Annotated in this window: 11 protein-coding genes and 1 tRNA gene; all 12 read right to left on the bottom strand. The window is 63.8% G+C overall.

The window, feature by feature from the left end; all coding sequences use genetic code 11:
• Positions 1 to 60: 60 nt before the first annotated feature.
• On the bottom strand, positions 61 to 483 hold the full coding sequence (locus VFA60_09765) for an EamA family transporter (GenBank protein ID HZQ92067.1): 423 nt from the start codon (positions 481 to 483) through the stop codon (positions 61 to 63).
• A gap of 132 nt (positions 484 to 615) precedes the next feature.
• Positions 616 to 4,803, bottom strand: coding sequence for a DNA-directed RNA polymerase subunit beta' (gene rpoC, locus VFA60_09770; GenBank protein ID HZQ92068.1), 4,188 nt, complete (start codon positions 4,801 to 4,803; stop codon positions 616 to 618).
• Between the two features lie 214 nt (positions 4,804 to 5,017).
• The gene (rpoB, locus tag VFA60_09775) at positions 5,018 to 9,484 is read right to left on the bottom strand and encodes a DNA-directed RNA polymerase subunit beta (GenBank protein HZQ92069.1); all 4,467 of its coding nucleotides are present in this window, start codon (positions 9,482 to 9,484) and stop codon (positions 5,018 to 5,020) included.
• A gap of 523 nt (positions 9,485 to 10,007) precedes the next feature.
• Positions 10,008 to 10,391: a 50S ribosomal protein L7/L12 gene (gene rplL / locus VFA60_09780; protein HZQ92070.1), complete on the bottom strand. Its 384-nt coding sequence runs from the start codon at positions 10,389 to 10,391 to the stop codon at positions 10,008 to 10,010.
• A gap of 221 nt (positions 10,392 to 10,612) precedes the next feature.
• Positions 10,613 to 11,158, bottom strand: a complete 546-nt coding sequence (rplJ, locus tag VFA60_09785) for a 50S ribosomal protein L10 (GenBank protein ID HZQ92071.1) — start codon at positions 11,156 to 11,158, stop codon at positions 10,613 to 10,615.
• 98 nt (positions 11,159 to 11,256) lie between these two features.
• The gene (rplA, locus tag VFA60_09790; protein ID HZQ92072.1) at positions 11,257 to 11,964 is read right to left on the bottom strand and encodes a 50S ribosomal protein L1; all 708 of its coding nucleotides are present in this window, start codon (positions 11,962 to 11,964) and stop codon (positions 11,257 to 11,259) included.
• Positions 11,965 to 12,062: 98 nt separating this feature from the next.
• Positions 12,063 to 12,491, bottom strand: coding sequence for a 50S ribosomal protein L11 (gene rplK / locus VFA60_09795; protein ID HZQ92073.1), 429 nt, complete (start codon positions 12,489 to 12,491; stop codon positions 12,063 to 12,065).
• A gap of 82 nt (positions 12,492 to 12,573) precedes the next feature.
• Positions 12,574 to 13,242, bottom strand: coding sequence for a transcription termination/antitermination protein NusG (nusG, locus tag VFA60_09800; protein HZQ92074.1), 669 nt, complete (start codon positions 13,240 to 13,242; stop codon positions 12,574 to 12,576).
• A 32-nt stretch (positions 13,243 to 13,274) separates the two neighbouring features.
• Positions 13,275 to 13,538: a preprotein translocase subunit SecE gene (secE, locus tag VFA60_09805; GenBank protein ID HZQ92075.1), complete on the bottom strand. Its 264-nt coding sequence runs from the start codon at positions 13,536 to 13,538 to the stop codon at positions 13,275 to 13,277.
• Between the two features lie 59 nt (positions 13,539 to 13,597).
• Positions 13,598 to 13,673: transfer RNA gene (locus VFA60_09810), tRNA-Trp, on the bottom strand.
• Between the two features lie 80 nt (positions 13,674 to 13,753).
• On the bottom strand, positions 13,754 to 13,906 hold the full coding sequence (gene rpmG, locus VFA60_09815) for a 50S ribosomal protein L33 (GenBank protein HZQ92076.1): 153 nt from the start codon (positions 13,904 to 13,906) through the stop codon (positions 13,754 to 13,756).
• A 9-nt stretch (positions 13,907 to 13,915) separates the two neighbouring features.
• A partial coding sequence (gene tuf / locus VFA60_09820) for an elongation factor Tu (protein ID HZQ92077.1) occupies positions 13,916 to 14,273 on the bottom strand: 358 nt, incomplete at its 5' end.

The following is a 14,273-nucleotide window of genomic DNA, read 5'->3' on the forward strand; positions in this document are numbered from 1 at the left end:
ACTCGGTCAGCGCTTCGCCCTTGGCTGCCTGATAAGCGCAGAGCTGTTCCGGCGCTTCGCTCAGCGCCCCAGCAGCAGCCACAGGCCGCCCAGACACAATCCCACGCCGGCCAGCGTGCGTCCTGACGCTCGCTCCCCGAAGAAAAGGGCCGCGATCACGATCAGCACGAGCGAGACAACGCTGTTGGAGATCAGCGACGCAACGTTGATTCGCCAGCCATTGCGATAGGCGAGCAGGAATCCGACCTCCACCGCCAGCACCGATGCGCCCAGCGCCAGGCTCGTCCAGTTCAGCTGCCCGAGCCCCTGCGACGAAGCCGAGCGCCTGTCGGTGGCCAGCAACAGCAGCAGGCAGGCCAGCGCTGCAGTGCCGAAGCTCACGGCCAGCGACAGGAACGGGTTCGCTCCGCGCGGAGTGGACTTCTGCGCCACGTGGTACACAACACTGCCGGCGATGGTGAGCAGCAGCGTGAGGTAGAACATGACGTGAAGATACACATCTGTCCCGGCCAGATGCATGAAAATCAGCCGGGCATGGACGTTAAACGGAGTCCGCGCGCGCAAAAGAAAAGCCCGGCCATTTCCGCCGGGCCTGTTGAATTGAGTTGATGAGGACTACTCCGCAGCGAGTTCCTCGGCTTCGCCTTCCTGGCGCAGCATTTCGAGGGCGCGCTCGGCTTCCTCGTACTCGCGCGACACCTCTTCCTGCACCTTTTGGGCGGCCTCTTCCAGTTCGGGCGAGAGCCGCACGTTGCGGTAGTACTCCATGCCCGTGCCGGCGGGGATGAGCCGTCCCACGATGACGTTCTCTTTCAGGCCGCGCAGGTGGTCCACCGCGCCCTGGATGCTGGCTTCGGTGAGCACGCGCGTGGTCTCCTGGAACGATGCCGCCGAGATGAACGACTCGGTGGAGAGCGACGCCTTCGTGATACCCAGCAGCAGCGGTCGTCCCGTTGCCGGGCGGCCGCCGTTCTGGATCACGCGCTCGTTCTCTTCGCGGAAGCGGAACTTGTCCACCTGCTGCTCCAGCAGGAATTGGGTGTCGCCCACGTCTTCCACCTTCACCCAGCGCATCATCTGGCGCACGATCACCTCGATGTGTTTGTCGGAGATGTTCACGCCCTGGAGCCGGTAGACCTCCTGGATTTCGTTCACCAGGTAGGCCTGCAGCTCCTTCTCTCCGAGCACGGCCAGGATGTCGTGCGGGTTGAGCGGGCCGTCCATCAGCGGTTCGCCCGCCCTCACGCGCTCGCCTTCCTGCACGTTCACGTGCACGCCGCGCGGCACCGAGTACTCCTTCTCCGTGCCGTTGTCGGCGGTGACGTAAATCTTGCGCTGGCCCTTGGAGATCTCGCCGAACTTCACCACGCCGTCGATCTCGCTGATGACGGCCGTCTCGCGCGGCTTGCGGGCCTCGAACAGCTCGACCACGCGCGGCAGACCGCCGGTGATGTCCTTGGTCTTGGTCGTTTCGCGCGGAATCTTGGCCAGCACGTCGCCCGGATAAACCGTGTCGCCGTCCTGCACCATCAGGTGGGCGCGCGACGGCATCAGGTACCGGCGCGTGCTCTTGCCCTTGATGACGATCGCGGGCTGGCGCTTCTCATCCGGCGAATCGGTGACCACCAGCCGCGACAAGCCGGTGACCTCGTCCACTTCTTCGTGGAGCGTAAGGCCTTCCTGCAAGTCCTTGAAGCCCGCCTGGCCGCCGATTTCAGTGAGGATGGCGAACGTGTACGGGTCCCACTCGACCAGCACCTGGCCCAGCGTGACCTGCGCGCCTTCTTCCACCTTCACCTTGGCGCCGTACACCACCGAGTAGCGCTCGCGCTCGCGTCCGCGCTCATCCACTACGGCAATCGAGCCGTTGCGGTTCATCACCACCAGGTCGCCCGCCTTGCTGCGGACCGTCTGCAGGCCGATGAAGCGCACCGTGCCGTTGTTCTTGGCTTCCAGGCGCGACTGCTCCGACACCCGCGACGCCGTTCCGCCGATGTGGAATGTGCGCATGGTGAGCTGCGTGCCCGGCTCGCCGATGGACTGCGCCGCGATCACCCCCGTCGCCTCGCCCAGTTCGACCAGGCGTCCTGAAGCCAGGTTGCGTCCGTAGCACATCACGCAGACACCGCGCTTGGATTCGCAGGTCAGCACGGAGCGGATCTTCACCCGCTCGATGCCGGCCGACTGGATGGCCGACGCCAGGTCTTCGGTGATCTCCTGGTTGATGTCAACGATCACGTTGCCTTCGTAGTCCTTGATCTTCTCCAGCGACACGCGGCCCACGATGCGGTCGCGCAGCGGCTCGATGATCTCGCCCGACTCCACGATCGAGCCGACGTAGATGCCGTCCACCGTGCCGCAATCCGGCTCGCTGACGATCACGTCCTGCGCCACGTCCACCAGGCGCCGGGTCAGGTAGCCCGAATCGGCGGTCTTCAGCGCCGTATCGGCCAGGCCCTTGCGCGCGCCGTGCGTCGAGATGAAGTACTCCAGCACCGTCAGTCCTTCGCGGAAGTTGGCGGTGATGGGCGTCTCGATGATCTCGCCCGACGGCTTGGCCATCAGGCCGCGCATGCCCGAGAGCTGGCGGATCTGCTGCTTCGATCCGCGCGCGCCCGAGTCGGCCATGACGTAAATCGGGTTGATGCTGCCCGACTTGTCCGTCTCCTGCATCACGCCGAACATCTCGTCGGCGACCTTTTCGGTCACGTTCGACCAGATCTCCACTACCTTGTTGTAGCGCTCGCCGTTGGTGATGGCGCCGTCCAGGTACTGCTGCTGCACGGCGATCACCTGCTTGTCGGCGTCGCGGACCAGGGTCTTTTTGTGCTCGGGGATGACCATGTCGTCGATGCCGATCGAGAGGCCCGCCCGCGTCGCGTACAGGAACCCGAGCTGCTTGATCCCGTCGAGCATCTTGACCGTCGTCTCCAGGCCGAAGCGCAAATAGGTGTAGTTCACCAGCTGACCGATGCCCTTCTTCTTCAGCAATCCGTTGATGAACGGCATGCCCTCCGGCAGGTGGTCGTTCAGGATGGCGCGGCCAACGGTCGTGTTCACGAACTGCCGCTCGAGGACGATCGGGTCGGTATGCATCACGTCCTGGTCGTCATACGCCTGGAGCAGGTCAATCACTTCTCCCGAGTAGCGCAGGCGGATGGGCGTGAGCGTTTCCACTTCGCCGGCTTCGAGCGCGAGCAGCACTTCGTCGATGTTGGCGAAGGCGCGTCCCTCGCCCTTGGCGCCCGGCTTGGACTTGGTCAGGTAGTAGATGCCCAGCACCATGTCCTGCGTGGGCACGGTGATCGGGTGCCCCGACGCCGGCGACAGGATGTTGTGCGAGCTCAGCATGAGCACGCTGGCTTCAACCTGCGCCTCCGGCGAAAGCGGAATGTGCACTGCCATCTGGTCGCCGTCGAAGTCGGCGTTGAACGCCGTGCAGACGAGCGGATGGATCTTGATGGCCTTGCCTTCCACCAGCACCGGCTCAAACGCCTGGATGCCCAGGCGGTGGAGCGTCGGCGCGCGGTTCAGCAGCACCGGGTGGTCTTTGATGACCTCTTCCAGGATGTCCCAAACAATGGGTTCCTGCTGCTCCACCATCTCCTTTGCCTGCTTGATGGTGGTGCAGTTGCCGGTCTGCTCCAGCCGGTGATAGATGAACGGCTTGAACAGCTCCAGCGCCATCTTTTTGGGCAGGCCGCACTGGTGCAGCTTGAGTTCCGGACCGACCACGATGACCGATCGGCCCGAGTAGTCCACGCGCTTGCCCAGCAGGTTCTGGCGGAAGCGGCCCTGCTTGCCCTTCAGCGTGTCGCTGAGCGACTTGAGCGGGCGGTTGTTGGCGCCGCGCAGCACGCGGCCGCGGCGGCCGTTGTCGAACAGCGCGTCCACCGCTTCCTGCAGCATGCGCTTCTCGTTGCGCACGATGACCTCGGGCGCGTGCAGGTCCATCAGCTTCTTCAACCGGTTGTTGCGGTTGATCACCCGGCGATACAGGTCGTTCAAATCCGACGTCGCGAACCGGCCGCCGTCCAGGGGCACCAGCGGACGCAGCTCCGGCGGGATGACCGGGATCACGTCCAGGATCATCCACTGCGGCTTGTTGCCGCTCTTGCGGAACGCTTCCACCACCTTCAGCCGCTTGGCGTACTTCAGCCGCTTCTGCAGCGAGGTCTCGTGCTTCATCTTCTCGCGCAGTTCGTTGGAGAGTTCCTCCACGTCCACGCGCTTGAGCAGCTCCTTGATGGCCTCGGCGCCCATCATGCCCTTGAAGCCGGTGGCGCGGAACTGCTGGTCGAGTTCGCGGAACTTCGCTTCTTCCTTGATGATCTCGCGCTCTTTCACCGGCGCTTCGCCGGGATCGAGCACGACGTACGCCTCGAAGTAGAGAACGGACTCGAGGTCGCGCAGCGAGATGTCGAGCAGGTGGCCGATCCGCGACGGCAGTCCCTTGAAGAACCACACGTGCGAGCACGGCGACGCCAGCTCGATGTGGCCCAGCCGCTCACGGCGGACCTTGCTCAGGGTCACTTCCACGCCGCACTTGTCGCAGATCACGCCGCGGTGCTTCATGCGCTTGTACTTGCCGCAGAGGCACTCCCAGTCGGTGACCGGGCCGAAGATGCGCGCGCAGAACAACCCATCGCGCTCCGGCTTGAAGGTGCGGTAGTTGATCGTCTCCGGCTTGGTCACCTCGCCGTGCGACCAGCTCCGGATCTTCTCCGGCGAGGCCAGGCTGATGCGGATGGAGTCGAAGTCGGTAATTGCGTTTCCGAGATCAAACGGGCTCGAACGGTACAAGTGAACCTCCGTGCGGCGTCTCGTCGCCGCTTACGGGCCGTTTGCTGCGCCTAAAACCGCTGGACGGCAATCTCGCCAGCGAATTCTGTGTCGCCTTTCGGCGCGCGGCTCGGCCGGGCCAGGGCCTCGCCGCTTTCGTTAATCCAGTTTCCATTCAGCTCTTCAGCCCCCGGTTCTCAACTGAGAACTGAGAACCGGGAACCGAGAACTGGTCTTAATCGGCCGCCGCCGTCGCCAGCTGCTTGCGCTCCTGCGTCTTGATCAGCTCGACGTCAAGGCACAGCGACTGCAACTCGCGGATGAGAACGTTGAACGACTCCGGCACGCCGGGCTCGATCGCCGCCTCGCCCTTCACGATGGCCTCGTAAATCTTGGTTCGGCCGTACACGTCGTCGGACTTGGCGGTGAGCAGCTCCTGCAGGATGTAGGCGGCGCCGTAGGCTTCCAGGGCCCACACTTCCATCTCGCCGAAGCGCTGTCCGCCGAACTGCGCCTTGCCGCCCAGCGGCTGCTGGGTGATCAGCGAGTACGGCCCAATCGACCGCGCATGGATCTTGTCGTCCACCAGGTGCGAGAGCTTCAGCATGTAGATGTAGCCCACCGTGACCGGCTGTTCGAACTTGTCGCCGGTCATGCCGTCGTAGAGCTCAGCCTTGCCGCTCTCCGGCAGGTTGGCCTCGCGCAATAGGTGCTTGATCTCCGTCTCGCGGGCGCCGTCGAACACCGGTGAAGCGAAGAACACGCCGTTTTTCATGGCCCGCGCGGCCGCTTCCAGGTCGTCGTCGTCGAGTTCGTTCAGGCTCTCCAGGAACGGCAGGCCCTTGAACAGGGCGCGCAGTTCGCGGCGGATCGCCTCCTCGCGCGAGTTCTCCTGGAACATCTTCGTGATGCGCGCGCCCAGTTCGCGTCCGGCCCAGCCCAGGTGCGTCTCCAGGATCTGGCCCACGTTCATACGCGAGGGAACGCCCAGCGGGTTGAGCACGATCTCGACCGGCGTGCCATCGCTCAGGTACGGCATGTCCTCGTCGGGCAGGATGCGCGCGATCACGCCCTTATTGCCGTGACGGCCCGCCATCTTGTCGCCCACCGAAAGCTTGCGCTTCATGGCGATGTAAACCTTCACCAGCTTGATCACGCCCGGCGGCAGCTCATCGCCCTTCTTCAGTTTCTCCTCGCGCTCCTTGGCGATCTTGCGCAGAACGTCAATCTGGCGCGAAGTCATCTCCTCGATTTCGTCAATCTGCTCGTTCACGCGCGGGTCCTTGTCGGCATACTTGATCCGCTTCAGGTTGCGCGTGGAGATGCGCTCGATGGTGTCGCGGTCGAGCACTGTTCCCTTGGTGAGCAGGCGCTTGTTGGTGCGCTCGTCGTGCAGGTCAGCCTGCACTTCCTTCCCGCCCAGGATCGATTCCAGGCGCTTCAGGCGCTCGTCGGTCAGAATGCGGATTTCGTCGGAAAGGTTCCGCTCGATCTGCGCAATCTGCTCGGCTTCGATCGCCTTGGCACGCTCGTCCTTCTCCTGGCCCTTGCGCGAGAAGATCTTGACGTCGACAACGGTCCCCTCGATGCCCGGGGGGCACGTCAGCGAAGCGTCGCGCACGTCGCCGGCCTTTTCGCCGAAGATGGCGCGCAGCAGCTTCTCTTCCGGCGTGAGCTGCGTCTCGCCCTTGGGCGTGACCTTGCCGACCAGGATGTCGCCCGCTTTGACCGTGGCGCCGATGCGGATGATGCCGCTCTCGTCCAGGTCGCGCAGCGCGTTCTCGCTCACGTTGGGAATGTCGCGCGTCACTTCCTCGGGACCGAGCTTGGTGTCGCGCGCCTCGATCTCGAACTCCTCGATGTGCACGCTGGTGTAGTAGTCCTCTTTCACCAGCTTCTCGGAGACCAGGATCGCGTCCTCGAAGTTGTAGCCGCGCCACGGCATGAACGCGACCAGCACGTTGCGTCCCAGCGCCAGCTCGCCCTTGTCGGTGCACGGACCGTCGGCGATGACCTGGCCCTTGGCCACGCGCTCGCCGCGCCGCACCACCGGCTTCTGGTTGATGCAGGTGTTCTGGTTCGACCGCTTGAACTTGGTGAGCTGGTAGATGTCGCTGCCCACCTCGCGCGAAAGCTGGCCGGGATGGTGCTCGCCCTCGACGCGCACGATGATGCGCTCCGAGTCCACCGAGTCAACGATTCCCGAACGGCGCGCCAGGATGACGGCGCCCGAATCGCGCGCCGTCACGCCTTCCATGCCGGTGCCGACCAGCGGCGCCTCGGCGCGCAGCAGCGGCACCGACTGGCGTTGCATGTTGGCGCCCATCAACGCCCGGTTGGCGTCGTCGTGCTCCAGGAACGGAACCAGCGAGGCGGCCACCGACACCAGCTGCTTCGGGCTGACGTCGATGTAGTCAACCTCATCGCGCGGCACGAGCACGAAGTTGCCGCTCTTGCGCGCGTTCACCAAGTCGGCGACCACGCGCCCGCGGTCGTCCAGCTCCACGTTCGCCTGCGCGATCACGTGCCGGTCCTCTTCCCACGCCGACAGGTAAAAGCTGAACGGCTCCCAGTCAATCGCCCGGCGGCGACGTTCCTTCAGGTCGTCATTCGCTTTCAGGACCTCGTGCTTCTCGATGTGGTCGCCCACGCGGTAGTCGCTGTCACCCGCGTTGACCACGGTCACGTAGTCGAGCACGCGGCCGTTCTTGACCTTCCGGTAGGGCGACTCGATGAAGCCGTAGTCGTTGATGCGCGCGTAGCACGAGAGCGACGAGATCAGTCCGATGTTCGGACCTTCCGGCGTCTCGATCGGGCAGATGCGCCCGTAGTGCGTGGGGTGCACGTCGCGCACTTCGAATCCGGCGCGCTCACGCGACAAACCGCCCGGCCCAAGGGCCGAGAGGCGCCGCTTGTGCGTGATTTCCGACAGCGGGTTCGTCTGGTCCATGAACTGCGAGAGCTGGCTCGATCCGAAGAATTCGCGGATCGCCGCCATCACCGGCTTGGCGTTCACCAGGTCGTGCGGCATGGCCGTCGACATTTCCTGGTACACGCTCATCTTTTCCTTGATGGCGCGCTCCATGCGCACCAGTCCGATGCGGAACTGGTTCTCCAGCAGTTCGCCCACCGCGCGCACGCGGCGGTTGCCCAGGTGATCGATGTCGTCCACCGAGCCGATGTTCTTGCGCAGCTTCAGCAGATAGCGGATGGTGGCGTAGAAGTCCTCGGGGTCGAGCGTCCGGTTGTCGAGGTTCGTCCCGTCTTCCTTGTCAAACAGCTTGATGTTGAACTTCAGCCGGCCCACGCGCGAGAAATCGTACTTGCGCGGGTCGAAGAACATGCCCTGGAACAGCGACGTCGCCGTGTCCAGCGTCGGCGGGTCGCCCGGGCGCAGCTTGCGGTAGATCTCGATGAGCGCTTCCTGCGGCGTCTTCACCGAATCGCGGCGCAGCGTGGCGCTGATCACCGTGCCCACGTCGTCGCGCTCGGGGAAAAAGACGTGGATCTCCTCCACGCCCGCGTCCATGATCTTGCTCAGCTTGTCGGCGGTGATCTCCGAGTTCGCCTCCAGCAGCACTTCGCCCGAGCTGGTGTCCACGATGTCGGCCGCGGTGAACGCGCCCTCCAGGTCCGTGGCGTCAATTTCGATCTCGCTGATGCGCGCCTTCTGGATTTCCTTCAGCAGCGCCGGCGTGATCTTGCGGCCGGAGTGGACGATTTCGTCGCCACTCTTGCTGGCAATGCGGTGCGCCAGCTTCAGGCCAACCAGGTTCGTCGGCTTCTCGATGCCCGGCTCCAGCACCCAGTGCAGCTTCTTGTCCTTCAGGCTGATGCGGTCAACCGTGTAGAACGTCCGCAGAATGTCTTCGTCCTGCCGCAGCCCCAGCGCGCGCAGGAAGATGGTGCCCAGGAACTTGCGCTTGCGGTCGATGCGGACGTACAAAATGTTTTTCTGGTCGTACTCAAACTCCACCCACGAGCCGCGATACGGAATGATCTTGCCCAGGAAGTACGTGCGGTTGTTCGCCGTCTCGAAAAAGACGCCGGGCGAGCGGTGGAGCTGCGAAACGATCACGCGCTCGGTCCCGTTGATGATGAACGTACCGTTCTGCGTCATCAGCGGCACGTCGCCGAAGAAGACTTCCTGCTCCTTGATGTCGCGGATGGAGCGGTTCCCGGTCTCGGCGTCCTTGTCGTAGATGGTCAGGCGCATCGTGACCTTGAGCGGCGCCGAATAGGTCATGCCGCGCTCTTCGCACTCGGCCACGTCGTACTTCAGCTGCAAGCCGACCGGGTCGCCGCACTTGTTGCAGAAGTCAGGCGTGTTGGCGTTGTACGTGCCGCACTTGGAGCAGAGCACGTCGCCGGAGTGGAACGGGTCGGTGATCACCGTGGCGCCGCAGTTGCGGCAGGTGGTCCGGAGGTGGTGCAGCCCCTTTAGGTGGCCGCACTTGCACTCCCAGTTGCCGATGGCATAGTCCACGAACTCCAACTGGGAGACGTTGCGGAAGTCCGAGATGGGGAACACCGACTGGAACACCGACTGGAGCCCGGCGTCATCGCGCTCGCTGGGCAGGCGGTCCATCTGCAGGAAGCGGTCGTAGGAACGCTTCTGCACCTCGATCAGGTTCGGGATCTGGATGGTGGCCGGAATTTTTGAGAAATCAAGACGATTGCGGACGGCGGTCTTCTTCGGCATCGAAACTCCTTGCGATCACTACGGGCGACGCGCCCTTCGGCATCGCCCAAAACGCGCTGCACTCGCTCAGCGCAACGAATCAAAGCTTGCTGTGGGTGCCCCATCCTGTGCGGGGCCGCTCCTTGCTCCGCAACGGATGGGCGACGACACTTGCGTCGCGCACCTGTTTCCGTGTTACATTCCCGGCGAGACGGAGAAAATGCCCGTCTTTCGCAGACAAAGCAGCATGCGCCCGCAGGGACAAGAATCCCCGCAGGCGCCGTGACGCGCCGTTGCGACTTCCTGAACTGTGCTTGCCCGCGCCAGTCTTTAAGGCCTGTTCCCCTCCAGCGCGCCTGCCGCAGCAGAGCGCCGGAGCTCGCCATTCAAACTGTTTGCGCCACGCCGCCGCCCAGGAGCGGCATCGCCGCGCTCATCCATAGCTGAATCGCTTCTCAGAAGGGGATGCTGATTGGATGCTCCAGCATCCCCACTGGATTCAGCCGTTTGCCAGAGAGACGGACACCTTGCGGCGTCCGCGCGACTACTTCACCTCGATCGTCGCGCCGGCCTCGGCAAACTTCTTCTTGATGGTCTCCACCTCTTCCTTGGAGACGCCCTCTTTCACCGTCTTGGGCGCGCCGTCCACCAGGTCCTTGGCTTCCTTCAGGCCCAGGCTGGTCACTTCGCGCACCGCCTTGATGACGTTGATCTTGTTCGATCCCACGTCCTTCAGGACCACGGTGAACTCGGTCTTCTCCTCGGCCGGGGCCGCGCCCGCCGCCGCCGCGCCGCCGCCCTGCACCACAACCGGGGCAGCCGCCGCCGCCGAGACGCCAAGGCGCTCCTCGAGCCGCTTCACCAGCTGCGCCGCGTCGAGCAGCGACAGCCCTACGATTTGCTCTTCCAACTGCTGAATGTCCGCCATTTCATTTCTCCAAAAGGTTTAGTCGTGTGCTGTCCCGTCGCCCTCGTCAGCGTTTCCAGTGCCGCCAGCCCGCCAGACATGCAGGCCCGCGGCATCCCGCGACAACAGCGACCAAATCTTTTTGCCGCCGCGTCAGCACATCGCGGCGACGAAACTCATCAGGGCGCCCCGCGTTCGCGCCGCGCCGATTGCGGCCTAACGTGGCGATGCCCTCAGCCCCTTTACGACGCCGCTTCGGCGCCCTTGAACTTGCTCTCCTTCACGCCCTGGTTCACCACCACCGCTACCTTACGACCGACGGCGTTCATGGCCGTCGCCAGGCGCGTGGCCGGCGCGTTGATCAGGAACAGGAGCTTGCTGTACAGCTCCTGCTTCGAGGGCATGCTCGCCAGCGCCTCGATCTCGCGGATCGCGATCACGCGGCCCTCGACGATCCCCGCCTTGAACGTGAACTCGGGATTGTCCTTGGCGTACTTGCTGAGCGCCTTGGCCAGCTCGACCGGATCACCCGACGTGTACGCGATCGACGTGACGCCGGTCAGCTCCTTCAGCGCCTGCTCGGCCGGCGTGCCCTTCGAGGCGCGCTCGGCCAGCGTGTTCTTCACTACGCGATACTTGGCGCCGCTAGCGCGGACGGCCTTGCGCAGCTCGAAGTCCTGCGCCACCGTCAGCTTGCCGTAAGTGGCGACAATGATGTTGTTCGCCTTCTGCAAGTCGGCGGCCAGCTTCTCCACCTGTTCGACTTTCTTCGCCTTGGTGACTGCCATGAGTCCGGTCCTTTTTCTGATGTGTGCGACTGCTGTCGCTCGCAGGTCCTCGGTTTTCAATGGCCCGATGACCCGATGGCCCGATGTTCAATCGCCCCTTACGCCCGCGCCGCCGCCTCAACCGCCGAGGTATCAATCCGGATGCCGGGGCCCATCGTCGAGCTGAGCGTCACGCTCTTCAGATACTTGCCCTTGGCGGCCGCCGGCTTCGCCTTGATTACGCTCGAGATCAGCGTGGTGGCGTTGTCCACCAGCTTGTCGGCGCTGAAGCTCATCTTGCCCACCGGCACGTGCACCAGCGCGGTCTTATCGGTGCGGAACTCCACCTTGCCGGCCTTCACTTCCTGCACCGCGCGGGCCACGTCGAACGTCACCGTGCCCGTCTTCGGATTGGGCATCAGGCCGCGCGGGCCCAGCACCTTGCCCAGCCGGCCGACCGATTTCATCATGTCGGGAGTGGCGATCACGGCGTCGTAGTCCATCCAGTTTTCCTTCTGGATCTTCTCCACCATGTCTTCGCCGCCCACGTAGTCGGCGCCCGCCTGCTCGGCTTCCTTGGTCTTCTCCCCGCTGGCGATCACCAGCACCTTCTTCGACTTGCCCAGCCCATGCGGCAGGACGACGGTGCCGCGCACCATCTGGTCGGCGTGCTTGGGATCCACACCCAGCCGCAGCGTGATCTCCACCGTCTCGTCGAACTTGGCGAATTTCACTTTCTGGAGAAGCGGGACCGCCTCCTCCAGCTTGTACGGGCGCGGCTCAACCGCCGCCCGCGCCTTGGTGATGTTTTTTCCTTCTTTGGCCATTGCGCTTCGACTCTCCTTGCCGTCTTCCACCGCCGCTCGCTGACCTGAGCGGCCGTGGTGTTCGCCTTTCGTAGAGACGTGGCTTGCTACGTCTCCATCTACGCCACCTCAATCCCCATGCTGCGCGCCGTTCCCTTCACACTCTTGATCGCCGCCTCGAGCGACGCGGCGTTCAGGTCGGGCATCTTCTGCCGCGCAATCTCTTCGACCTGCTTCTCCGTGACCTTGCCGACCTTGTCCTTGTTGGGTGAGCCGGAACCCTTGGCGATGCCCGCCGCGCGCTTCAGCAGCACCGACGCCGGCGGCGTCTTGGTAATAAAGGTGAATGACCGGTCGTTATACACGGTGATCACCACCGGCACGATCAGCCCTTCCAGTTCCTTCTGGCTGGTGCGCGCGTTGAACTGCTTGCAGAACTCCATGATGTTGACCTGGGCCTGCCCCAGCGCGGGGCCCACCGGCGGCGCCGGCGTCGCCTTGCCCGCCGCAATCTGCAACTTCACCTGTCCTGTGACTTTCTTCGCCATGAGTTCGCTCTTCGCTCGCGGCTCTTGGCTCTCGCCAAGCGCCCGGAATCTTTTTCTGACAACCGGCAACTGACAACTGCCGTTACGCCACCTTTTCCACCTGCCCGAACTCCAGCTCAACCGGAGTCGAGCGGCCGAAAATCGTCACCATGACCTTCAGCGTCTCGCGGTCCTCGTTCACCTCGTCCACCACGCCGTTGAAGTTGGCGAACGGGCCTTCGGTGATGCGCACCGCCTCGTTCTTCTCGAACTTCACGCGCAGCTTCGGCTTGTCCTTGCCGCGATCGATGCGATAAACGATCGAGTTCACTTCCTCTTCCGACATCGGCGTCGGGTGCTGCCCCGCGCCCAGGAAGCCGGTCACGCGCGGCGTGGACTTCACCACGTGCCACACGTTGTCATCCATGTCCATCTCGACCAGCACGTAGCCGGGCAGGAACGCGCGCTCGGTGGTGTACTTCTTGCCGCCGCGGATCTCGGTCACCGGCTCGGTCGGGATCATCACCCTGCCGATCTTCTCCTGCAGCCCGAAGGCCTGCACGCGCGACTCCAGCGACTCCTTCACCTTGCGCTCGAATCCCGAATAGGTGTGGATGATGTACCACTTCAGGTTCGGGTTCGACGGAGGCGGAATCGCGCCTTCCGGCGCTGCGCCTTCGGCCGGCGCACCCGCCTCGGAGGCCTCGCCGGCGCCGTTGGACGGCGTTTCCGTTTCTTCGGCCGCGCCCTGGTTTTTCTCTTCGTCTTGCATCGTGTCCTGCATGTATTTGACTGTCGTTCGGCCTAGCGGTGCGCGAAGTAGCGCAGCAGGGAATCAATGCCCTTGCCGATCGCGTTATCGATCAGAAAAAAATAGAGCCCGAAGATGAACACCGCCACGATTACGACTCCGGTGGTGGCGCGGACTTCCTTGAACGAAGGCGTCGTCACCTTCTTCATCTCCGTCCGGACGTCGTTGTAAAAGCCCTTGGCGCGCTCCGGCCAGGCCTTCACCTTTCCGCCGATGCCTTCGTCGCTCGCCGCCGCTACCGCTACTGGTTTCGCCATGGTCCCGCTTTTTTCCTTCTCGACTGCTGAACTGCTTCCGCGGCCGGGCCGCTCAAAACTGGCAGGGGCGGAGGGATTCGAACCCCCAAGTCCGGTTTTGGAGACCGGCAGTTTAACCGTTGAGCTTACGCCCCTGTTTCGGACTGCCGAATTGCCGAACCGCCAGAATTGCCGAATTGAAATTTCCGCAATTCCGCAATTCGGCAATCCCGCAATTACTTCACTTCCTTGTGCTCGGTGTGCTTGCGGCACTTGCGACAGAACTTGGCAAACTCCAGCCGGTCCGGCGTGGACTTGCGGTTCTTCGTCGTCGAGTAATTCCGCTCTTTGCATACTGCGCACTGCATGGTCACAATTTCGCGTGGCATAGGTCCCTCTTACTTCACGATCTCGCTGATCGTTCCCGCGCCCACGGTGCGGCCGCCCTCGCGGATGGCGAAGCGCAGGCCCTTCTCCATGGCCACCGGCGTGATCAGCTCGATCTCCAGCGTCACGTTGTCCCCCGGCATCACCATCTCGGTCCCGCCCGGCAGGTGCGCCACCCCGGTCACGTCGGTCGTGCGGAAGTAGAACTGCGGCCGGTAGCCGTTGAAAAACGGCGTGTGCCGCCCGCCCTCTTCCTTGCTGAGCACGTACACCTCGGCCTTGAACTTGGTGTGCGGCGTGATCGACGCCGGCTTGGCCAGCACCATGCCCCGCTCCACTTCGTCCTTGCCGGTGCCGCGCAGCAGCAGG

The organism is Terriglobales bacterium (assembly GCA_035651995.1).
Lineage (GTDB): Bacteria > Acidobacteriota > Terriglobia > Terriglobales > Acidobacteriaceae > DASRER01.